Here is a 24,573-nt window from a genome sequence, read left to right on the forward strand (position 1 = left end):
TTTCACGCATTAAAATTAATCTTGAAAGTAGAACCTACATTGACTTCACTTTCAACGGATATTTTCCCTCCCATGGATTCAATTTGCACTTTTGTTATAAATAAACCTACTCCCTTGGCATCAGGGTGCCTGTGGAAGACCTTGTTTAATCCAAATATTTTATGGCCATGTCTTTCTAAATTAATACCAAGGCCATTGTCTTTAAACCAAATCTTTTGAACCCCATCCTCTATTCCGGATTGAATAAGAATCTCTGGATTCCTGTCTTCGGATTTATATTTCATGGCATTGCTTAATAAGTTAAGGAAAATACTTTCCAAATAAACCCGATTATAATTAATTATTGGATTTTTTGAGAAATCACTGGTTATGATCGTGTTGGTTTTTAAGATTTGACCAGAAAGAATCTCTTTTGTTTTGTTTAGGATTTCATCAAAAGAAATGGTTTCCAATTTTTCAGAGCCTTCATTTTTAGTCTTTAAAGCTTCGATCAACGTGTTCAGTGTTTCTGTAAGATGGTTGATGACAATTTCAAATTTTTCAAATAGAAGTGTTTTTTCATCTTCCGTTTCGGCCGTTTTGTAAAATTCCAACAAAGAGTTTAAATTGCTTACGGGAGCACGTAGATTATGGGAAGTGATATGGGCGAAATCTGCTAGTTGGGTGTTTTTCACCTTAAGCCTATTGGCTAATATTTCTAGATTTTCTTTGGTCTTTAGTAGTTTTTTTTCTGCTTTTTTCTGAATGGTGATGTCTCTAATGGCTGCGGAAACCAATAGGCCTTCTTCCGTTTTAAATGGACTTAGGCTTATTTGTATCGGTATCTCCTTCCCCTGTTTGTTAATGCCGTAAAGTTCTTTTCCTTCACCCATTTTCCTTGCTTTGGGCGTGTTGAAAAACTTTTCACGATGCGTGGGATGCTTCGCATTATACCTGCTGGGTATTAAAAATTCTACAGGTTTACCCAGTAGTTCTTCGGATGGGTAACCAAATAACTTTTCTGTTTGCTTATTTGTCAACTGTATTTTCCCCTCCTCATTTACAATTACCATTGCATCAGGGGCAGATTCAAGTAGTCCTCTAAATTTGATTTCCGCCATTCTCTGTTCTGTCACATCTTGGCAGGTTCCAATGATCTCAATGACATTGCCTTCATTGTCCGTTATTACTTCACCAAGTAGTTGTATCGTTTTTGTTTTACCACTAGTTGATATAATACGATGTAACAGGTCATAAAACTTTCTATCGGTAATGGATTTTTCAAAAGACATGCTAACCGCATCTTTATCCTCTGGATGCACAAAATTGAAGTAAGTCTCGAAATTCAAATTTTCATTAGGGTCTACTTCAAAAATATTACATAGGTTACTGGACCATTGCACTTTATTAATAACAGTATCCCACTGCCAATTTCCCATCATGGTTATTTTTTCAGCATAATGCAAAACATGGTTTTTTCGTAAAAGTTCGGTTTCTATTGTTTTTTGATTTGTTATATCCCTTATTATTCTGATGTATCCCATACTTTCCCCGCTTTCACTTTTTAAGGGGGTTAGTGTTGAATGGGCAATAAAAGTTGTGCCATCTTTTTTAACGATAGTCCATTCACGGGAATCATAACCGTCATTTAGGGTTAACAATCGATAAGGGTCAACATTTGGTTTTTTACCTTTGTATCGGGATAGGATATCACTCTTGAAGTTTTCAAACTCTTCTTCCATAAGAAAAGAAGTAACTTTTTTTAGACCGATCATTTCAGTGGCAGAATACCCTAATAAGTTTTCGGCCCCTTCGTTAAATCGGTATATAACACCGTCATTATCTGTAGCTATAATAGCTATGATCTCAGGATTTGTAATTGATTCCATTAATGTCGGGTTAGTGAAGCAAGTTTGCTTTTAGTTTGGTCAATAATAACTTTTTTTATTGAGAAATAGATGTTTTTAGTTCAATTCCGTTTTTGGTTATCCTAGATTATTCGCTAAAGCCGAAGAATCGAAAAATGTCTTATGGGACTATCTGATTTTCTGAAATCCGAAGTCCCTGTTTTGAATTGTTGGTTTGCGTGAATTTTGTGAATGTATATAAATTTTAATCCGGGATTTTCTTTTAAATACCAAATAAGTGTTGTTTAGATTGTTTTAGGGAAATTCCGTATGGATTAATTTAGAGGTAAGTTCTAATACTGAATGGTTGTTTTCTAACCATATACGTTCGTGAAGTCCGATTTGGATGTTTGGGTTTGGAAACTGGAAAAATCATTGGCAAAACAGGACCGTTTAAGATTTGGGTAGTAAAAAAAGCATCAAAAGGGTGAGTTCCTCTTTACTTGTCCCAAGCCATATTCACGCTCGATAGGATTCTGGATATCCCTTTTTCAATATCCCTCGAAATGAAGGATTGCCAATTGTAAAAAAAGTCAATTAGGAAAATGCCAAGACGTTCAAAGCGGGCAATACCGTATAATTATTTGTGACTTTATAGGTTTGAATCATCGTAAGGGTTTATTATACTGTAGAACCAAAATCAGTGTATGGATTAAAAATACTTAGTAGAAGATATAAAACGTAATGCCCAACGTTTTAAAACTAAAAATACCATTTATTATAAAAATAATGAGCTGGATAAATGGGAAGGCGTTTCTTGTGTAAGCTACCTGTAAAACCGAACTGTTTAAAATTGGAATTGATTAATTTTAAGTCTAGGGAGGAATAGATTAAGGATAAGTTAGGACACTTTCTAAGTAAACCAGATAGAATTAAAAACTCAAATAAACGATAATCATACCTTTATTTAGTGTGTATAATATCCATATATGCTATATATGAACATATTTTAGTATAATATTTGTAAATTAGTAAGACATGAACATTAGTTTCACCAAAAAACAGGAAGAGTATATAAACGACCAGGTCGCTTCTGGAGAGTATCAAAACAATAGTGAAGTAATTAGGGATGCTCTGAGGTTACATGGTATCTACAGGGACAAAGTAATAAGGGACCTAAGAAAAGAAATTGAGAAAGGATGGGACGGACCAGATAGTAATTTATCAATGAGCCAGATAATAGCATCCAAAAAAAGTTTATGAAATACACCTATGTCCTTTCTGAGGGGGCGGTCGCTGACATTAATGAAATCTTTGAGTTCGGAGAATATAAATTTAGTAATGCCCAGAGTATCAAATACCTAATTGATCTAGAAGAACACTTTGAAAAATTGAGCGACAACCCTGATATAGGAGGAGAGAGGAATGACATCAAAAAGGGCCTTTATAGTCTACCTTACATTTCTCATATTATATTTTACCGAAAGCTCAAAGGCAAATTGAGAATTGTTAGGATATTATATGGTGGGAGGGATTTAATTAGATTCTTGGAATAGGGTTCAAATAAAGTTTATTTAAAGGATTATTAACTTAGCCTAATAGGCAGGGTTTATCAACAACACTATATAAAATGGAAAAAATACAATTTCTTGAAAAAAATATCTTTCTAAACTTAGAAAATCTTAATAATGAACATGACTCTGATTCAATACTCTTTTTTTCCGAGTCGGATTTTGAGATAATCTTAGAACGAATCGAAAAGTTAGGAATTGGAATCTATGAAATTAAACCTCGTTTAGAAGGGGATTCCTTTGATGTAAAAGTAAATGAAGACTATAGAAAAAAAGCGACTGATCCAAGATGGTATAGAAAGGCGTTTTCTGAATTTAAAAAACAACAATCTAACCTTCAATATTCAGCCACTTATAAAGTTTCAGATAAGTTACTGAATAGACAAACTATTGGTAGCAAGGAGCATAGCTAAAACCACAGTTCATATAAAGGATACTTGAACATAAGAGATCGCACGTTAGGGGCTATATAAAAATGATTCAAAATTTTGATAACAATGAAAAAACTACTTCCCCTGTGTACCATCCTTATATTTTCTGCCTATCTGACATTTGCGCAGCAAAGGGAATCTTATGATTATTCTAAGTCAAATAGGGAAATGATTCAGTACGGTGTTCAGGCCGTCCTTACTTGCAATGCGCTTTTCACCTCTAACAGGACCCTAGAGCAGGCTTATAATCAGGAGCTTAAATATCTTAAACAACCCGTAGGCAATTCAGAGGGTGGAGACTACTTGATAGATTGGGATAAAAGAACGGTCACCATTGGCACTACCGAAAATACTCCAGTAATGCGGGCAGTATACAGAGAAGGAATTGGTGCTGTTATTTTGGCGCCAGATCAAACTTTTGATATGATTGATGAACTGCCGATACAGCGCCTACCTGCTCCAATCGGGGACCTAAATACCATTCCATGGCCCGAAGGGGATTTTGTTAAAAAGCAAGAATCACCAAAATATATCGATAAAGAGCTATTGGCTGCAGCATCAAAATGGTCTTTTGAAAGAGAATCCCCTGAGCAAGTTACCATCAGCTTGATTGTTGTTCATAAAGGACAAATCATTCATGAACGCTATGCAGAAGGGTTTGATATGTATACCAAAACACGAACCTGGTCGACAGCAAAAAGTATTGGAGTGACCCTAATTGGAATGTTGGTAGATCAGGGTAAAATGGATTTAGATGCCCCACTTGGGATAGAATGGCTCCCGAAGGAGGAAACTTCTGAAAATGATCCTCGTGCTGATATTACATTAAGAAATGTATTAAACATGTCTAGTGGGCTTTATACCGTAGATAACAGGAAGAAGGAATATGCCACGGGGTCAGGGTTGTCCTATTGGGCAGGGGCTAGCTCTGTAAACGGAGCAAGAAACAGGGGGCTAATCAGAAGACCGGGTACCTATTGGGACTATGAGAACTATGATTCGATATTAGGAATCCTAGCAATGAAAAATGCCCTTGGTGATGATAAAACCTATTTGGAATTCCCTAGGACTGCTTTGTTTGATAAAATAGGAATGAGAAATACTGTTGTTAGCACAGACAGATTTGGAGATTTCATTTTTAGCAGTCAAGTATACACCAATGCACGTGATCTTGCCCGATTTGGTTTGCTATACGAGCAAAACGGTCTTTGGAATGGCGAGAGGCTGCTATCCGAGCAATGGATCGATTTTGTAAGGACACCCGCACCGGCCACTTCACAACGTGGTAATTTTTATGGAGGACAATGGTGGCTCGTTCCAGATGACCGTAATGATGTACCCAAAGACGCCTATACCACGGCAGGAAACCGTGGACAGTATGTTGTTGTAGTTCCTTCCTACGATCTTGTCATCGTTAGAAGGGGTCTTGATTATGGTAAGCAGGGGTTTGATGAGTGGGATCTTACACGGGAAGTGTTGAAAGCTTTCCCAGTGGATTATAAAGCTGCAGAGGAATAAGAGGACATAGCGTTTTGAGATAATCAAGAGTATGTAATCACTTAAGGGTAAATTTCTTATACAATGTAGGCTCCACTTAAAACGGAACTGTTTAAAGGTGGAATTGGTTAACTTAAAGTCTCCGTGGGCAAAGGATAAGTTAGGACACTTTCTCGACGAACCAAAACAAATTAAAAGTTCAAAAAAAGGATAATTAACTTATACATATAAGCGGGATATCATCGATGATGCTATTCCATTTTTGTGTGTCATTATAATAAACTTCGAAAAATGAAAAAAATCCAATGCCTAATAATTCTGATTTCAGTAAGTTTTCAACTTAATGGTCAAGACACAGATTATCCTTATCCTTCTTTTAGCCCTAAAGGCAACCTTTCCCAAATCGTTGGGAATACGCTAATAAGTGTTGAATACGAAAGGCCTTCTGCCCGTAAAAGATTGATATATGGAGGACTCGTACCTTGGAATAACGTTTGGCGGACTGGTGCTGGGAATTGTACCAAAATTGCATTTGACAAAGAAGTAACAATTGGTGGACAAAAAGTTCTTGCTGGAAATTACTCGATTTTCACCATACCAAATCCGAATGAATGGGTCGTAATAATCAACAAAGACACTACCCTATATGGGAGCTACAACTATAATTCTAAAAATGATGTTGCAAGGTTTACAGCCGTGCCAGTAGAAACTAATCGTTATTATGAAACTTTGAATTTCGATATTGAACTAAATCAACACAATGCAAAAATGTACGTTTCATGGGCAAATACCCAAATCAAATTTAACATTGCAACATCGACCAACTATAAAATGGAGAAACTCATTCGGGAAGAATTAATGACTGGTATAAATCAAGTATCCAATACTTATGCCGGAGCTGCTTCTTATTTAACTTTCAGGGAAATGGATTATGAAACTGCTCTGAAACTTGCCGAAAAAGCAATTGAACTTGACAAGAATAACGAGTGGGGCTACGGAATAAAAATTGAGATTTACGAAAGACTAAAACTTTACGAAAACGCAATCACGGAGATCAATAGAGAACTTGAAATCTTAAATAAGAACAAAGAAAATCGCTCGGAAGAGATAAAAAAATTAGAATCTGAATATAAAAGGTTAAGTAAGTTGCAGGAATAAATACGCACAATATTACCTACTATGAAAGCCTCAGTCCTGTTCACTAAAGTTCAAATAAAGGATTGTTTTTTTTACGCATTATTTTGTTGCGTTTAAGTTAGGGAGGACCACTTTGAAATATCGATTCCACCAGTATAGATTTTTGGCGTGATATAGTTCGGTTTCATGGAAAAAGTGATTCCGTTTTGTTTACTGAACGTAGTATTACGGAAATACAGGGCATAAAAAAACGGATTGTAGTTCACAATCCGTTTGTTTATAGCGGTTACGCCTTAGTAGCGGGGACTGGACTCGAACCAGCGACCTTCGGGTTATGAGCCCGAAAAGTAGTATCATTAGAATTACACAAAACCCCTTATAATCAACTGTTTAGTAGGGTTTTAATATTTTTTGATTTTAATTAAAATCAATTGAAATCAAATTATTCTGTACTTATTCTGTACTAGTTTTTAGTACCTTTAATGTATTCAATTAAGGAGTTATGGCAAATATCAAGATTGTATTGCGCAAGAATATGAAGAAAAAGGATGGCACTATTCCATTGGCGCTTCGAATAAGCGAAAACTATAAAACGAATTACAAGTGGCTTGGTCAATATGTTTTTGAAAAAGATTGGGATAAAGTTTCGGGAAAAGCAAAAGGGTCCCATCCTAATCACAAAAAATTGAATAACTTTTTAATGAAAAAGTTGACCGAGGCCAATGACCTATACTTTGATTCTAAAGAAAAAAGTATCACACCAAAACAAATTAAATATAAATTAAAGGGGCCAGGAGGCTCTAAATCTTTCTTTACTGTAGCAGCTGAACGCGTTAAAAGTAAATATGATCGTGGTACTTTTTCAGTAGCCAAATCAGAACTTTCCATATTGTATAATATCGAAGAGTTTCTTTCTTTAAAATCTTCCTCACGTAAAAATGATATCATTGAAGCAATAAGAAAAAGAAGGAACGAAAGGATTAGTAAAGCACGGAGGTCAGAATTCTCATTTGTTGATGGGATTAACCATTTTAAGAAGAACAAGTCGCTAAAGTTTCGCGATATAGATGAATCATTTTTAAAACGGTATAAAACTTTTTGCTCTGTTTATCTGAATCAAAAAACTCGCACGATTTCAAATCAACTTATTTTTATTAGAACCCTTTTCAATATTGCAATCAAAGAAGGAATAGTAGATTCAAAATTTTATCCCTTTTCAGGTGAAAGAGAAAGGATACGACTTGGTTCGGGTAATAAAATTGGCCTTACTACTAAAGAGCTGGAAAAAATAGAATCCCTTCAATTTGAGCCCCAATCGTCAATCTGGCATACACATAACGTTTGGTTGATTTCTTTCTACTTTGCGGGTATGCGTGTTTCCGATGTGGTTAAATTAAGATGGGCCGATTTCAAGGATAACCGCCTTTATTACATTATGAACAAGAATGAAAAACCCTTGAGTCTCAAAATTCCAGATAAAGCTAGCGTCATATTGAACTTTTATAAAGAGGCCCAGAGAGAAAATAAAGGATATGTATTTCCATTTTTAAAAGATGCGGACCCTAAAAAAGATTTGGAAATTTTTAGGAAAACCAGAAATGCAACAACATTGTTTAATAAATATTTGAAACGTATTGCTAGGCTATGTGGAATTGATAAGAATTTGTCTAATCACATAGCACGCCACAGTTTTGGAAATATAGCAGGGGACAAGATACACCCATTGATGTTGCAAAAGCTATATCGGCATAGTGATTTGAAAACGACGCTCAATTATCAAGCTAATTTCATCCATAAAGATGCCGATGATGCGTTGGATAGCGTTATTAATTTTTAATTGTCAACATATTAGCAGTTGAATAAACACGAAACTTTCCCTAATCAACATTTCTTTTTTTATACTTAACTACAAACCACAGAATGTAAGCTTTTCCAAACTAGAACTGCTTAGTTTTATAAAGCATCATTAAAGTCAACCTTGATACTTAATGGGTTTATCAAAGGGTTTTTTATGCAAAAACGGGTACTATCTATTTAGATTCTTGATGAAGGAATACAAGTGTCCTTTACCTTCTATTCCCATTTTGAATTTAATTTGATATTGAGAAACCAAACAAACTCCGCCCATTGACCTTCATTTTATTTCGGTCAAAGCGCATCGTTTAAAGGTCTTGAACACCATCGATTTTAAGAAAAATAAAATCAATGGAGTTCGCTTTTGATTTTAAAAGGATTTACCATTCCAATTTTTCGAACAAAAAAACTAAATGGGACCAAACTCTATCAAATTATATGTACGTATTTAGTGGTGGGATAATTAAGTGTTTTTATACGTTTTCTTGCAATTAATATTATGATTACCATAAGTTGCATTACATGACGGTAAACGTGGCTCCAACGGGTCTTAAAATGCAAAATAAGACTATGTTCGAAGTAATTTCAAAGGCTGTGAATTATTTGAAAATCATTTTTTAAATTTAAAAAAAAGAACCGGCGGCCGTTTATTGTTTTATATGTTTATTAATGTTTATAATAGATACTACTGCTTGTCCACTACTTGTCCTCTCATGGGACGGTTGTGTACCAGTACTTGTCCGATTATGGGACGGTGGGACAGCATAAGTACTAATATTGATTTTATGTTGAGGGGTTGTAAATTATGATAATTGACCTTAAATTAAATTGGTGTTTCATGTTACATTCGTGACCCTTTTTCCGATACCAAAGAAAACCAATTTGTTCTTAGACGGATTGCATAACCAGGCTCGTTTCTCGCACTTTTTATAAATCCTTACTAAGCTCAAATCAGTTGTGAGAATAGATATCGAAAAGGTAGGGTTAAGGGCAAGGAAAAATAAAATTAATGGTTTTTGGATGCGGGTTTTTGAATGGACCGGTTCGCGGATATTAGTAAGGAATTAGCACCCTTGAGTTTGGCGGATAAGGAGCCATCAATTAGGACTCAGGACATAATGCTACTTTTTTCGTTATGAAGTTAATTAAGTCGATGGAGATGGTTGTTCAATTTTTGGAAACCAATACCACATCAAGAGCAATGGCAGATGCTTTTATTAGTGGAAAAGATTCTGATAGACAGACCGCAGGCGTTAAAAGCACCTTGGCAAATGCGCTTAAACGAATTAGTACACAACGGGTTTTTATGGCATTATCCGTAGACGAAGTACCATTAAATATTAACAGCAAAGATAATCCTGCAATCATTTCCGTAGTAAACAATCCAAAATTTGAAACGTCGTATTCGTCAGTAATTGCCAGCATAATTCACACCATTACCAAACAAATGAGCGTGCGAAATTCTAAGTCGTCGTTCTTGCTAATGGAAGAAGCACCTACCATCAGATTATTAAATATGCATAGAATTCCTGCAACTTTGAGAAGCTACGATATTGCCGCCATCTAAGTAATGCAGGATAAAATCCAGAACGATATGATGTATGGCGATAAGGAGAGTAAGGCAATTTTAAGCAATTTGTCCTACCAGTTTTTCGGTAAGGTCAACGACCCAGATACGACAAAATATTACGAGCGCTTTTTTGAAATTATCAAAGACCCAACCAAAAGTATTAGTTGTGGGCATAACCTTGATTTTGAATCGCGAATTACGACTGGAGAAAAAGAAATTCCAAAAATTAGCGCTGATGTATTCTTTAGATTAAAGCAAGGCGAATTATAGCCTATGCTGATGGAAAGGATAAGAAAGTTCAGTTTAAATTGGCTGATATTCAAAGAGAGTTACCAAAGGAAACGAAGCAGTTTTCTCAGGTTGATTTGGCTGCTAATTTTGAAACCATTTATAATGAGGCGAAATCTATTTTCAAATAGATTTTATAAAATTATCTTTATACCTGTAAAACTAATTTTTTAAATAATTTATGACAGGTTCGGCACCACAAGCAGGATTCTATTATCAAAATAATATTGCAGCTCTTAAAATAATTGAAAGCCTGTTTTTTGATTCCGATATACAATATATTCAACTTGAAAATTACGACAGAGGAAATCATATAGATGATGTTATTATCAATAGAAAAGATAAAACAGATTTCATCCAAGTTAAATGGTCCGAAGATGAAAACAACAATTTTACGCTTTATAACCTATTAAGTAATGCCGAAGATAAAAAATCTATTTTTCGACAGCTTGCAGATGGTTATAAGAGTGTTGTAAATTCAGAGATACAGTTTCGTATTATCCTTTATTCAACCAAAGGTATAAGTAACGCTGCGCGACCTAGCAAGGACATTACCATTGGACTGAACGATTTTATAAAAAAAATTGTTTTACCAATACAAGCTTCAGGAAAACAATATGATGCCATAAAATCGGTAAAGGAGTTTTTGCCAGTAGTGGAGATAATTAGAAAAGAAACTGGGTTACAAAAAAAGGAATTTACAGATTTTCTTAACCGATTAGATTTTCAGTTAAAGCAAGACTCTATTCATATTATAAAAGATGCTATTGGTTCAAAATTTAGCCTGTTGGGAATTGAAAAAAACCTGGTTGATAGGCTATTAACCTCGGTAGTTGAGTGGAGTATTTCTGCGAAAAAAATCACTAAAGAGAAAGTTTTAAGACAACTCGGTTTATCAGAAAGGTTTGAAGATAAGCTTTCACATTACTTTAAAGTTGTAGATGATATTTACTATGTTGCTAACGATAGGTTGTTGAAATCAATACAAAAATCAGTTGATGACTTAGATGGTGGTTATATTCTTGTCGAAGGTCTGCCAGGAATTGGCAAATCTACGGCATTGACTAAATTCCAACAACAAAACGATGACATAGCATTTACATATTATTGCTTTATACCAGATTCTAAAAATAATTTTGGGGAGTTAAGGCACAAGACTAATTACTTTCTGAAGTCTATGTGTGTTGGTATTGAGAATCGTTTTCCAGATGTGAATTTACCTTCTCGCTATTCTAATGATTATGAAAGTAAATTTGTTGAATATATTGATAAGCTTGCTACTCTTGACAGAAAAATAATTTTTATAGTTGATGGTCTAGACCACGTGCATAGAGATTTGGCTTTTTCAGAAAATTCGTTACTGAATAATATTAAGGGTAACCTTCCTAATAACATATTTATAATAGTCAGCACCCAATATAAGTCGGTGCTTGCTACAGATGTTCTTCAACAAATTAACTTAGATTCCAAAAGACACATTATTGCTAAAGGATTTACTCAACGAAAAATTAAGGAATATCTCACCAACAAAGGTATTGACCATTCTGAAATACTTGAGTTGATAGAAAAGGTGTCCTCTGGTATTCCTGTTTACCTTCATTATATATCCGAATTGCTTTTAAAAACTGATAAGCGCAAATATGTAAAATTACTTAGTAATCTGCCAGAGTTGGAAGGTGGGGAAATTGACACATACCATGAATATTTATATGGAGGTATCGCTTTTAGTGAATATGACCGATGGGTATTGTCTTTTTTAGCATTTAGGAAAGAGCACACTAGTATTGAGTTAATCAATTTTATCATTTCAAAACTTGGTGTTGATTCGGATATAATAAAAGTGAAGCAGGTAATCAATAAATATTCACATTTACTCAAACAAAATGATTCAGGCAATTTTATTGTGTTTCATAACAGCTTCAGGGAATTTATTCTTCAGAAAACAGAAGATGTTATAGTTAATTTCGGTCCAGCATTGATAGATTACTATGAGGAAAACCCTAATACTGATGAAGCATTTAGAAACTATTTTTCGCATTTGTACGATTCAGGTAGTTACTTAAAAGTAATAGAAACAACAAATGTAGCATGGATTAAAAATGCTTGGGCCAATTTACGCCCAATCCAAGAAATAAAAAGCAACATTGAAATTGCCCACAACGCCGCAATTGAAGAATTAAATTTATCTGAGTTTATACGAATATCGTTTTTAAAAGCTCGAATTTTAAATATAGAATGGAATTTTGATAGTTCCCATATTGACTTTCCAACCCTATTCTTAAAAGCTGGACACGTCAAAAACAGCCTGAGAGCAATCTGGGATGGTGATTTTCTTTTAGGTTCTAAGGAATATTTTCACCACTATCTTAGTGAATATCATTTAAAGTTTTCCAAATTATTACCTAAAACTATTCTATCACGTGGTCTTGGTAAGGAAACCTCAGAATCTAGTTATGAGTCTCTAGTACAAAGCTTGAAAGCTGATATTTTAATTGAAAAAGACCCAGTAGCCGTATTTAATAGAATAGACAAAATCTCCTGGAAAAAAACGGATGACCACGTAAGGAATTTTAAAAAGACTGATTATTCAAAAAAGCAGAACAAAAAAATAAACCGTAAGATTAAGCGAAAGGCAATTAACTACTTATTGTTACATAAACAATTTGATAAGCTGATTTTATTGGATAATGCCAATATAAAAGACAAGAAAATCGTCGTTACGATTAAATTGGCTCTAGCGGAATTCTTTATTAAAGATGACAAAAACACCGCAATTGGTATTTTAAATGAGATAGACTTTAAGCAAATTTCCAATGCGAATCTGTTAAGTCAAATAGCATATTTTTTGTCTTTTTTGACATTCGAAGAAGTCGTTAAGATTTTTCCAAAGCCAAAAATAGTGCTGCCAAAAATCGAAAATAAAATCATTGAACAAGGCAGGATGCAATTTAAAATAAAAAAGAACATCGTTTCTTTGTTCGACTTGCTGAAAGTAATTTGGGTTTTTGAGATTAACCTTATTAATAGCTTAAAACTAAAGGTAACGTTACTTAGAAACCCTTCCCTCGGAATTTATGATTCAATCTTGAATCTCTCGCAATTTTGGAAAGATAATAAGACCACGAAAGTAGCGGAATCTTCAAAACTGAAAGCACTCAAAATTTCATTAGATTATCTATACATAAAACATCCAAAATTCCTTCAAAAGAGAAGTTATGGTTTGATGGATGGTGACGATGATAGTCATTTTATTCGTCGTAGCTTGAACGATATAACCAATACCATATTTCAACTAGCAACAGATAGTTTAAATGAACAGAGCCTAAAGAAATTTATACAGTATTGGTTAGAATTAGAAGCTGGCGATAATGGTTACCGAGAACATAAAATTGGGATTGGATTTGCAAGAATCTTAAATAAAAAGCATAAAGATTCGCTAAGTCCTGAAATTTTGAAAATCATACAACATGCAGAAGAAATTGTAAGATATGATGAAGATACCCACTCGTTATTGGATCATCTTGGTGAAATAGCTGAAATCTATGGAATTTGTGATTTTCAAGACCATTTTATGAGGCTATATAATGAATTCATCATAGTTGCTTTTGGTGTGGGCTACCGTAAGGATTATCAAGCAAGCTACATCACTAATGCCCTAGAAGCTGTACACGAAACAAATCCAGAAAACACCCTAAAGAGACTCAAGGATGCATTCTCTGTTCAAACACAACTAGCTTATGCTGGCAATGGAAGGATGAATCATATCTGTAAATCAGACCTAATTAGTTTTACTGGCGAAAGATATCCAGGACTCGCATTTAGCCTTTTGGACTATGAGGAAAACAATATAGGACGAAGCGAAGCCATTTCTCGAGTATTACAGCTACTCATTGAGAAAGCTGAAAATGAAGAATTACCACTCTTATTTACTGTAATAAAAACTTTGCCAAAATGGGACGTTGGTGGTACATCAAAAGGTGAGTTTTTAGAATTGACCACTCAATTATTTAAGCGCACTTTAGAGATTAATGAGAAAGACTTTATACCCAACATTCTTAATGAAATAAGGTTCAACATATTAGTGGAACTTGAAGAGCCCAAAAAATTTGAAGAGTTTTATAAGCTATTAAAAACGTACAATTTAAACCCAAAGGACTACAACTTACCTGATATTGATTTTAAAGAAGATGAAAGCCAAAAGAAAAAACAATATAGAGGTAAATTTCTTGCGCCATTTTCCAAACCCACAAAAGAGCAACTTTTAGACCTATTCAACAACGACTTTGAAAAATTCAATGGCACATTGGAATCACTTCAAAGAACACATATTGAAAACGGAAGGCGAACAGGTATTAGAAATGAATATTATCCCTTAAAAGAAAGTTTTCAGGATTTTTTCGATAAGCTTTCTAAGACTGAGCAAAAAAAGATAAAACCATATCAGATTCTTCGATGGTTTGTTGAATACAATAATAATATAACGGATATTAAAACTTCACACATTGAAAAAGATGAGATTGAACTACATTTCAAAGCGCTTTTCGATAAAATTGATAAAGCCTATCCCAAAGCATACTTCAGAAAATATGTTAATGAGGATTGTGACTTTAATAAAATTGTAGATGAAATTTATGCAAATGTGAACAATGGTCCGGATTCTGTGCTATACGCTGTCCTTAAAGATGAGGATGTTTTCGAGATAGTCACTAAAGCATCTTTATTGAAGCAACAGTCTATCGAGGAATTTTTGGACAGATGGGTTAAAGACCAAACCTACTCAAAGGCAATACTTATTTTGGCTAATCGATTGGTCAATCCGCAGCCAGAAAAGGCTAAAAAAATGCTTGATGATATAGCAGAAAAAGAATATGACAGCCTTTTGTTTTCAAATCATTATAACAAGGACACATTAGGTTTTAACGTAGTTGAAACATTAATAAAAGCAGACCCAAAATTCGGAAAACGTTATTTGCTTAAAAGCTTTATTTCACAAAAGGGAAGGTATTTCTACGAGCTCTTGAGTGCAATTAATATGCTTACGGAATATGCGCCTTACTTTGAAGGTGGAAATGTGGCTGAATCGTTTTTCAACGCTAACTTAGAATACAACGTAGGTTTAGCTGAAGGACTACCTCAAAAGACAGCAGATTATGATTTTGTTGAACAATATACGGAAAACGCTGAGTTATCAGAGGTTATAGTAAATTACATTGTCTCTCTTTTTGATTATCCTGTAATCAAAATTCGTGAATTGGCTTTGCAAGCCTTATTAGACATTTCTTTGGAAATTCCAGATTATCTTTCACATTTTCTTAAAAACAACTTACAGGATTTAGGTTTTAATAAAGTCGAGCATTTGCTTACTGTATTAATTAGCATTGCACTCAAAGAACCTGATTTGCTTATTGATTATAAAAAAGAAATCTGGGTTTTGTTTCGCCTAAAACATTTTAATATTAACCAGCTTTTAATTAGGTTGTTTACAGTTCTATCAATTCACGATAAAAAAATATTAAACAAAACTGAGCAACTGTTTATTCAAAATCTTAACCAACCCAGCACCATTATTATGCCACCAGAATTTAAGGTATATGAAAATGGTGGTAGGTTTATTTATTCAGATTTTCAAGCAGAAATATTATATAAAATAAGCAGAAATGATTTGTGCAATGAAGTTGTACAAGATGAACTATACACAGATTTAAAACAACAAAAAGGACTTGGTAATTACGATGCTGAAAATGAAGGAATAGTACATCGAAATTATAATATCAATACAAATTTTGACGTCATTGAAATACATTCGAAGTATTATGAAGAAGTCAAGAATAGCTTAAATGAAATAATATACAAAAAAATTAAGCGAGATTGTTTTGAACCTGAATTTGTAGAAAAGCTGGCTCTGGATATGAGACTATATGACCCTTCAAGTCTTTTGAATAAAACTATAACACGTCCAAGTTATATTAATTGGTTGCCAAAAACATCACCAGAAGATTTTATGCAGTTTAAAGATTTGGACAATGTGGTTGAAACGGTTGCATCACGCGAGCAAAACTACGTTACGTTATTTGAATCTGGAAGCCAAAGGTCTTTAGGTGGTTACAGAGAATCAAAATTTACTACTTATTTTGAGGTAAGCACTTTCTTGAAGAAAAAAGACTCAACTATAGATATTGAAAGTTTGAAGTATGAGCATTTTATTCCTAGAGAAAATAGCTTTGATATTGAAATGCCTGGTTCCACAAGAAGTATTCATTCATTTCCTGTAAAAGACATATTACCAATACTAGAAGTGTCCAAGAACAATTTTCGAGGCGAGAAAAGTATTTCAACTGCAATGGTGGCTAACGAGTTTTTGGAAATGTTGGAAATCAATGAAATGATTTTGTTAGATTTGCTTAACAACTCATCTGAAAAAGACGAAATAAAAGCTGTTAAATGGCAAAATTGTTATACCTCAGGAAGAAGGCGGTATAAACCAAGCTCTGAAGGATTTACAATAAAGATAGATAGATTAAGGCTAAAAGAGTTTTTAGATAAAAACAATTTTCAATTGTGTTTGAATATAGAAGTGTCTAGAGCTAACACACCTTATGTTAACGAGTCTCACATGGACTGGAAACATTATCAAAAAATTTCAATGGTAGAGATTTAGTCGACCAGTATTGATTTTGAAAATAACTCAAACATTATTACAGACAGGCTTATCAATTCTCGCAAATTAATATCTTTATTACCTATTTATCCAATTAATGACTGAAACAAACCGTATAGAATACAAACGTGAACTGTCCGATGGGCTTGAAAAAGAGGTCATTGCTTTTTTGAATTATCGCGAAGGTGGCATTCTCTACATAGGTATTGATAAGGAAGGAAATACTTATGGTTTGGCAGATGCTGATGGCGACCAATTAAAAATCAAAGATAGACTCAAAAATAATATCCGTTCTTCAGCACTTGGTTTATTCGATATTGTGAGTGAAGAAAAAGATGGTAAAAACATTCTAAAAATCATTGTGGCCAGCGGTCCAGAAAAACCATATCATCTTAAAAAATATGGGATGAGTGAAAAAGGTTGTTTCATTCGTTTGGGTTCATCGGCTGAACCGATGCCGCAAAAAATGATTGACGAGCTATTTGCCAAACGCACTAGGAATTCTATAAGTAAAATTAAAGCTGGTCGGCAGGATTTGAGCTTTAGCCAGTTAAAGATTTACTACGAAGAATCGGGATATACCCTTGGTAAAGCATTTTCAAGGAATTTAGAATTACTAACCGAAGATGGTGCATTCAACTATGCTGGCTATCTTTTGGCAGATAAGAACAACACTTCTATTAAAGTGGCGAAGTATTCCGGCACAACCCGAACAGACCTTATAGAAAGTAACGAATATGGTCACGAGTGTTTAGTCAAGGCTACTAAACAAGTGATAGATAAGATTGCAGTAGAGAACAGAACCACTACAAAAATCACAGCAAAAGAAAGGGAACAATCCAACCTATGGAATCCCATTGCGTTGCGAGAAGCCATTATTAATGCCTTTGTTCATAATGATTACACCAATGAAATTACGCCAAAGTTTGAAATTTTTAGCGATAGAATTGAAATTACATCGGCGGGTGGTTTACCTGAAGGATTGAGCGAAAAAGAATTTTTTGAAGGCTTTTCAGTCCCACGGAACAAGGAACTGATGCGAATTTTCAAGGATTTAGAATTAGTAGAACAATTGGGCTCTGGCATCCCTCGTATTTTAGCATATTATGGAAAAGAAAGTTTTAATTTTTCTGATAATTTCCTTAGGATGACTTTTGCAGTTAAAGAAGACACTAATGAAACTTCTATTATAATTGATGATAAAGTAGGTAGTCAAAAAGGTGGTGTAATAGGTAGTGTAATAGGTGGTGCAATAGGTAGTGTAATTGATGCAGCTGAAGCTTTAACTAAAAGACAAAAAGAAGTACTTAAGCTTATTGCTGCAAATCCTTCTATAACATATATTGAGATAGCTGAAGCTTTAAGTATTAACGAATCTGCTGTTGGCAAACATATTACAGCTATTAAGAATAAAGGTTTTTTAGTGCGAAAAGGAGATACTAGAGGCTATTGGGAAATCAACATAGATGAAAACTAAAATTTGAAAATTATTTTTTTGTGAACAACCAAAAAGTCAAATGACCGAAATAAAAATCATTAAACATACAACCCCTAAGCATCTCGCAGAAACTTATTGCAAAATAGGAGACATTGAAGGTAAACCTATAACTTTATTGATTCCAAGTGATTTAGCGCAATACCGTTTTGGATTATTGGCTGATATATTGAAACTGATTATCACCTTAAATAGTAATTGTAATATTAAAATTATAAAACTTGATTTCACTTCAAGTGAATTGGATAAATTCTATGAGCAGGAATTTAGCTATCCAATAATTTCTTTGCTTTGGAATACTGCTGAATTTGTAGATAAAGATGGGGAAAATATTAAAAGCCTTCTAAGAGAAAAACAAAATGAATTTTTCATAAAGATGAATTCATATGAAAAATTTAAAGGTAATAAGCACATCTGGGTCAATACAGACCATCTATCTAAAAGCAAAGGATTAATTAGGCTTTTTGAAAACTCAAATGGCTTTAATGATGACGAAAAGAAAATTGCTAATACAGTAAAAAAGATACTCGCAAAAAATATTCTGACTTTCAAAAAACAAAATTTAAATGAAGTAGAAGATATCCTTGAAGATATAGGAGCTATTGTCTATGAGTTAACAAAGAATACTTTCGAATGGGGAAGAACAGATTCAAACTCTGTTGAAATACCTTCAAGTGTTAGAGGTGCATATCTGCGTTTTCATATAAACAAAAAAGAAAAAATTACTGAAGAATATAAAGGTACACCAATAGCTACATTTTTTAATCATAAGAGCATAGAGAGGGAATATCTTAACCATTTAAAGCAGGTGTACTATTTGGAAATTTTGGTTTTTGATTCTGGAGTTGGTTTTATTGATAAGTTTCACCAAAAAAATGAAATCGACGATTTAAGCATTATAAAAAAGTGTCTTATTAAAAACCAAACTTCATCTACATCAAATTTGAAATCAAAAAAAGGTATTGGTTTAGATAGAATTCTGAGAATTTTAGATAAGAAAGGATTTCTAAAAATATCTACAGACAAGTATAGTGTATATCGTGATTTGATTAAGGATAATTATGAACCAGTCAAAAAAGATAATCTAAAGGATTTAGTGATAGAAAACTGGAACCAGGATGGTTTTGAAAATCAAATTAAGGCTCAGGGTTCATACATAAGTATTTTATACCCGTTCAAAAATTAGATTATGGGTAAATACTATATATACAATGCCAAACTCGTAGACAAAAAGCATAAAAATGCTACGATAGTGTTCAACCCGGACATCGCTTTTGATTTTAACACCTTGAAAAATGAACTTACAGAATACTTCAAATATTTTCATCAAACAAGCACATTAGTTTTTTTGCATTGTCAAGAGAATACGGATGTACAAAAAAGTGTTGAAGCCAATTTAGAAGTCATCTTTAAGAGTATTCCAAAAGTTGAAGAATCTTCTTTATCAGACAGTATTTCTTATATACCTTACGATAAAGATTCTTTCTGTTTTCCAAAGAGAGGATTTTTGGCAAAAAACAAGAAAGAGATATTGAATCAAGGTTTAATTAAAATTTTTGAGGATAATGGTGGCTTAGTTGAAAGTAATGGAATTTCCCACCATTTTGTTTTTCCTTCAGGAAAACATTCATCAAAATTTCTTAGAACTGCCAATGTTTTAGTCTTTAAAAGTCAAATTGACTTTATAGCACTAAACACTTTACATCTATTTGGTAAATTAGATTTCGATAATATATATTGTGATACCCTGTCTATTAATGTCGTTGCATATTCAATGACCAAATATTTGAAGAGATTCAAACAAGATAAAGAAATTAATATTGAATCTTTTAAGTCCTACGATGGTTTATACAATAGCCAATCCGTCTTTTATAATAAATCCATATTTCTTATTTCTGCATCTACATCCGGTGGGCTCATAAATTATATTCAAAAGAACCACCCAGAAATAAGCTCGGACGAAATATGCACCCTTTATTATATGCCAATCGATAAGGACTCGCCCATAGTTCAAGAAAGGGTTTTGTGTAATTTAGAAAAAAGTGAAAAATTAGACTATGGTATTCCTCTTTACGACCAATCAAAAGCAAACGAAGAGTGTATTTACTGTAAAAACCACTCAACGCCTATAAGTATTATAGGCGACTCTTTCAATTTAGATAAACCAGTCATTTACCCCAGAAATATTAGTGCGTCTAAATATATTCCTAAATCATTAAAAAGCTTTGTTGAAGTTTTCAAACATAACAACGAGTCTGGAACGTCCTTAAAAGTATCATATAGTGAAGATTCAACTTCAAGAAAAAAATATAACCTCTATATAGACTATGCAAATATCATTGGAGACATTACTAATGAGTGTTTCAAAAGTCACAAAAACAAATTAGATGCTTACATTAATCAATATGTCCCAGCATCTATAAGCCACATTGTCCACCTCAATGATAAAGGTTCCCTGCTATTGTCGCAGTACATCAAAGATAAAATCAAAGATTTTGCAAAGAATAAAATCACTATCTTAAATCAATCCGAATTAAAGGAAGACACTATAGAGAGTAAAACTTCAGGCTCTATATTAATTGTAGGTTCTTGTATTTCAAATGGAAAGAATCTACTTTATCTAAGTCGGTTTTTCAGGAATTATGAGAACATTAGGTTAATCTATTTTATTGGAATAAACCGAGTTAGCGACCCAAAGAAATTTGCTGAGCTCAAAACCAATATCAAGTATGGTCTTTATGGTCCAGATAATAGTTCTTTGGTAGAGATAGAGACCATAAACTGCGATAATTCAAGTTCGAATACACCTTGGGAAGAAGAACTCGATTATTTACAGTCTGTTCAAGAAGAATTGGATGTGCCTTCAAAATTCATCAATGATAGAGTTGATATTTTGAGAACATTTTCAGATTCTAAAAAGCGAGGCGGAAGTCAAAAAATATTTTATTCAAGTGTAGGGGGTAATGAACTTGAAATAAGAAAAAATTCAGCTTTTTTTAACGATAATAAATACTACCAAAATGTATCTCAATCAGATGTATATTTTACTATTTCTTGCGTTCTGAATAATATGCGTAATAATAAAGAAGATGGTTTGTTTCAGACCAGTTTTGTAAAAAATGTATTAGACCCTTTTGTCTTTAATCGTTTTAATGATGGAATAATTCAAGCATCTCTCTTGAGAGCAGCAAGAAATGAAGAATTAAATTATTCCTGTAGCAAAAAGATTTCTGCGGATATGCTTATGTTGTTAAAGACTTTTATGAAATCACTCGACGAGTATCAAGGCGAGGCTATATTAGAGTTTTTATACGCTTTAGCAATAGGGAAATTGAGATTGGTAAAAGAACACTATAACGAACTTATACTTGAACTAAATAATCAACCTAATCCAAAATTTCACATATTCAAAAGTTCAATTGAGCAAGTTTATAATCACAGCCTATAAAAATGGTTTTATGAGTCTTGCCTAAGTTTATTTTTTCTGAACTTAAAATGTTCCTTTTTCCCTAGGTTCTTTATTTGTGACTTTCCATTGACCGTTCTCTTTAACCAATTTGAAATCACCAGATTTTCCATCATAGTTAGAGCTATATTTTACCCAAGCAATTTCCCCATAAATGGCGTTGTCCAAAATTTCTACTTCAATTTCTTTATCGGAATCTGGCTGCATATTTTGAACGGTAACCAAACTAGCATAGCCTTCTGAAGTGGTATGCTGTTTTAAAGTTGCTTCATCTTTCAAGAAAAAGCTTTTCGCAACAATTTTTGAGGTTTCGCAATGGGACCTATTCTTATTTTCTGAATAGGAAATGAATAGAAGTACTAGTTCACCTCCTCCCGTTAAATGAATTAATCTAGAAGAAAAAGAGCTACCGTTTTTAGGAGCGAAGTGGATAAAAAAGAGAAGCAAGAGGGTAACACGCTAAAGCGATGTTACTTGTTTTAAGTAATTGATATTCAATTACTTATATATGTTTCAGTATTGCGCTCCGCATCACATTTACTGTAAAAACGCTGGGAAGCCAATAAACATGGGAAAATTTACTGTAAATCGAATAAAAAAACTGGTTTTCGGTAATTGTAAGGCTACAAATTCATAGAAGTACATTATCTATTTTTCTTTCATCAGCTTTTCAAGATAAGCGATTTTTTCCTGTTCTACCTTTAATAGACGTTCGTATAATTTTTTGTTTTCTTCGTAGACTTGAACTAACTTTTCAATGGGATTAAAATTAGGTTGAAAACAAAGTAGGGAGGAGTTATCATGATTGGTAACGGTGTTGCCGATAATGTTAAAAATAGCTTCGTCAGAAAAATTCTCTATTCCTTCCTTGGTCACACCCAGAACTTTTGCGATTTTTTCTAATTTCTCTTCTTCAATCTTTTCAGATTGTTCAATTTTAGAAATGGCCTGTTGACTGATTCCCAATTCTTCCGCCAGGGTTTCCTGCTTCATTCCTCGAAGCTCCCTGATACGACCTATCTTTCTACCAATATGGTTCGGTTTCTCTGCTGTTTCCATATATCAAATATATGGTTTTTCATACAATCCATAACGGGTAAAGAACAATTAACATAGGGTAAAATACAAACGGTGGTGGTTCGGTACTTTACAGCTTTGCTGTTTATTGAGGTAAAATAGGACATCATGGAAACAGGAACAACCTCAAAATTCCCATTTAGGGACGAACTGATAGAATTGATACAAAAAGAACTGCCCCTGCATTCGGTATACGTGATCGGTATGGAGACCGTCAAAAGGAGGCAAAAGGTTTTCCTATACCCATTACCGGTCATGCCACAAGAGACCGTTACCTATACGCTTCTGATCGTCGGACATAGATCCCCGGCAAAAAACCTGGGGGATTTCATGGGGAACCTATATGGTAAAATGAAAGGACGCTGTAGGGTATATGTAATTTTCCGTACCCTTTCCAATGTCCTTAAAAGGTTGGACATCGGGGATAATTTTCTGAACCGTATCGTTTCCGGGACACCCTGCATCTTTAAGGAGAACAATCTAGTAAGCGAGTCCTGTTCTGTTGGGTTATGTCTGCATAGCACCTATTATGAACGAATCAGGGAAAGTTGGATAGACCGAATGGAAAGGGCGGACTATCTTATTTCGGTCATTGGCATTATCGGGGCAAAGGAGGACACGGCTTCCAAAATGGCGGTAATGTGCTGTGCGTTGGAACAGGTATGCCTTGGATTGTTGCGCATCTTTTGGGAATACGTCCCAAACCATTATTCCCTGTCCTATCTGTTCCATTTATGTCGTCACTTTACCGGGTTGCCGCAAAGGATATTTCCCCGAGGGACATACGGCCTGCAGCGCCAGTTCTATATGCTGTGCAATGCGCACCATATCATGCGCTTCAAGGGGGCGGTCCAATTTTCATCAGATGATTCGGACAGGGTTTTTCGCCGTTGTGAACGGTTCTTTATGGAGGCAAGGGGTTTGGGTGAAATACAATTGGCACATCTCAGGGAAATACATTGTAACCCTTCGAAGGAAGGATCGTAAGCTGTCGAAAGGAATAGATGATTAAGTAGGATGTTGGAAAGTAAAGTCCTTCCTTACCTTTCCTTTTATGGTCATGGTTATATTCGGTAGGCACATTTTGTTTTGCGGCAATAGGGCAATCAACTTTATAATTGCCGTAAGGAATACGGCGTATGTTTTATCAAAATGGAGAATGTTCATTCTACCGGTGAAGAAGTTTCGAGGCCTGAGGCCAAAAAGACCGTTTAGGTTTATATTAAAATGACCTTTCGTAGAACTTTTTACAAGTTGAGTGATAGGTGGGTAAAAAGGAAATCATTGAAAGACCCCAGAAGAGCATAATTATTGACTCCAATAATCGAACTTTAGACAGCTTATCATAAAGTTTAGTAAAAGTTGGGATTAATTACTGTTGCAGAATCCGTTTACAAACTCAATTAATGTGGTGCTAGATAATGTTTTTAATCAACCCGAATTCTACCAGAACCACAAACTAAATCTAGGCATAAGTTTTTAAATATGATAATATTTTATATATGAACGGTAGAGATTTAAAGTAGTTCCAATATTTCGTTAATTTACTTTCTTTTGAGTTAAGCAACGCAAGCATTACTTCTTTGGGAAATGCTTTAACAAATGTTTCGGGTGGCATTTCAAACTCTCTATCTTTATCCTTGTATTTTACCGTTTTCATATGCTACTTTTTTTATTACTATCAAGTAAGGAAATATTAATTT

General features: G+C 34.0%; 15 protein-coding genes and 1 pseudogene. 12 read left to right on the forward strand and 4 right to left on the reverse strand.

Annotated elements, in window-relative coordinates:
• Nucleotides 1-2: 2 nt before the first annotated feature.
• Entirely contained in the window at nt 3-1,868 is a 1,866-nt protein-coding gene (locus HPE56_RS05800; protein ID WP_188242825.1) for a PAS domain-containing sensor histidine kinase, read from the reverse strand.
• Between the two features lie 996 nt (nt 1,869-2,864).
• On the opposite strand from HPE56_RS05800, the gene HPE56_RS05805 reads away from it, so the two are divergent.
• The 11 genes and pseudogenes from HPE56_RS05805 to HPE56_RS05855 all read left to right on the forward strand — a co-directional run bounded on the left by HPE56_RS05805 (nt 2,865) and on the right by HPE56_RS05855 (nt 21,775).
• Complete coding sequence (locus tag HPE56_RS05805; protein ID WP_188242826.1) at nt 2,865-3,089, forward strand: type II toxin-antitoxin system ParD family antitoxin; 225 nt, start codon at nt 2,865-2,867, stop codon at nt 3,087-3,089.
• Nucleotides 3,086-3,382 (forward strand): type II toxin-antitoxin system RelE/ParE family toxin, encoded by a 297-nt coding sequence (locus HPE56_RS05810; RefSeq protein WP_188242827.1) that lies wholly within the window; start codon nt 3,086-3,088, stop codon nt 3,380-3,382. Before HPE56_RS05805 ends, HPE56_RS05810 begins: the two co-directional genes overlap by 4 nt.
• Nucleotides 3,383-3,456: 74 nt before the next feature.
• Nucleotides 3,457-3,810 carry a hypothetical protein gene (locus HPE56_RS05815; RefSeq protein ID WP_188242828.1) on the forward strand — a complete coding sequence of 118 codons (354 nt, stop codon included), beginning with the start codon at nt 3,457-3,459 and terminating at the stop codon, nt 3,808-3,810.
• A gap of 84 nt (nt 3,811-3,894) precedes the next feature.
• Nucleotides 3,895-5,346, forward strand: coding sequence for a serine hydrolase domain-containing protein (locus HPE56_RS05820; protein ID WP_188242829.1), 1,452 nt, complete (start codon nt 3,895-3,897; stop codon nt 5,344-5,346).
• Between the two features lie 270 nt (nt 5,347-5,616).
• Nucleotides 5,617-6,483 (forward strand): DUF2911 domain-containing protein, encoded by an 867-nt coding sequence (locus HPE56_RS05825; protein WP_188242830.1) that lies wholly within the window; start codon nt 5,617-5,619, stop codon nt 6,481-6,483.
• A gap of 481 nt (nt 6,484-6,964) precedes the next feature.
• Nucleotides 6,965-8,299 (forward strand): tyrosine-type recombinase/integrase, encoded by a 1,335-nt coding sequence (locus HPE56_RS05830; RefSeq protein ID WP_188242831.1) that lies wholly within the window; start codon nt 6,965-6,967, stop codon nt 8,297-8,299.
• Between the two features lie 1,173 nt (nt 8,300-9,472).
• A pseudogene (locus HPE56_RS05835) lies at nt 9,473-10,305 on the forward strand (type IV secretory system conjugative DNA transfer family protein); the annotation flags it as partial.
• 50 nt (nt 10,306-10,355) lie between these two features.
• A complete protein-coding gene (locus HPE56_RS05840; RefSeq protein WP_188242832.1) occupies nt 10,356-16,832 on the forward strand; it encodes an NACHT domain-containing protein in 6,477 nt (2,158 codons plus the stop codon).
• A 97-nt stretch (nt 16,833-16,929) separates the two neighbouring features.
• On the forward strand, nt 16,930-18,309 hold the full coding sequence (locus HPE56_RS05845) for an RNA-binding domain-containing protein (protein ID WP_188242833.1): 1,380 nt from the start codon (nt 16,930-16,932) through the stop codon (nt 18,307-18,309).
• Between the two features lie 40 nt (nt 18,310-18,349).
• A complete protein-coding gene (locus HPE56_RS05850; protein ID WP_188242834.1) occupies nt 18,350-19,513 on the forward strand; it encodes a hypothetical protein in 1,164 nt (387 codons plus the stop codon).
• A 3-nt stretch (nt 19,514-19,516) separates the two neighbouring features.
• The gene (locus tag HPE56_RS05855) at nt 19,517-21,775 is read left to right on the forward strand and encodes a type I phosphoribosyltransferase (RefSeq protein WP_188242835.1); all 2,259 of its coding nucleotides are present in this window, start codon (nt 19,517-19,519) and stop codon (nt 21,773-21,775) included.
• A 42-nt stretch (nt 21,776-21,817) separates the two neighbouring features.
• Here the strand turns inward: HPE56_RS05855 and HPE56_RS05860 are convergent, their stop codons facing one another.
• Together HPE56_RS05860 and HPE56_RS05865 are read right to left on the reverse strand one after the other, a co-directional pair.
• Nucleotides 21,818-22,072 carry a hypothetical protein gene (locus HPE56_RS05860; protein WP_223170200.1) on the reverse strand — a complete coding sequence of 85 codons (255 nt, stop codon included), beginning with the start codon at nt 22,070-22,072 and terminating at the stop codon, nt 21,818-21,820.
• A gap of 369 nt (nt 22,073-22,441) precedes the next feature.
• On the reverse strand, nt 22,442-22,852 hold the full coding sequence (locus HPE56_RS05865; RefSeq protein ID WP_188242836.1) for a helix-turn-helix domain-containing protein: 411 nt from the start codon (nt 22,850-22,852) through the stop codon (nt 22,442-22,444).
• Nucleotides 22,853-22,978: 126 nt separating this feature from the next.
• Here HPE56_RS05865 and HPE56_RS05870 point away from each other — a divergent pair, with 126 nt between their 5' ends.
• Nucleotides 22,979-23,857 (forward strand): hypothetical protein, encoded by an 879-nt coding sequence (locus HPE56_RS05870; RefSeq protein ID WP_188242837.1) that lies wholly within the window; start codon nt 22,979-22,981, stop codon nt 23,855-23,857.
• Between the two features lie 478 nt (nt 23,858-24,335).
• Here HPE56_RS05870 and HPE56_RS05875 read toward each other — a convergent pair whose 3' ends face one another.
• Entirely contained in the window at nt 24,336-24,530 is a 195-nt protein-coding gene (locus HPE56_RS05875) for a hypothetical protein (RefSeq protein WP_188242838.1), read from the reverse strand.
• Between the last annotated feature and the right edge of the window lie 43 nt (nt 24,531-24,573).

The organism is Maribacter aquimaris, assembly GCF_014596745.1.
GTDB lineage: Bacteria > Bacteroidota > Bacteroidia > Flavobacteriales > Flavobacteriaceae > Maribacter_A > Maribacter_A aquimaris.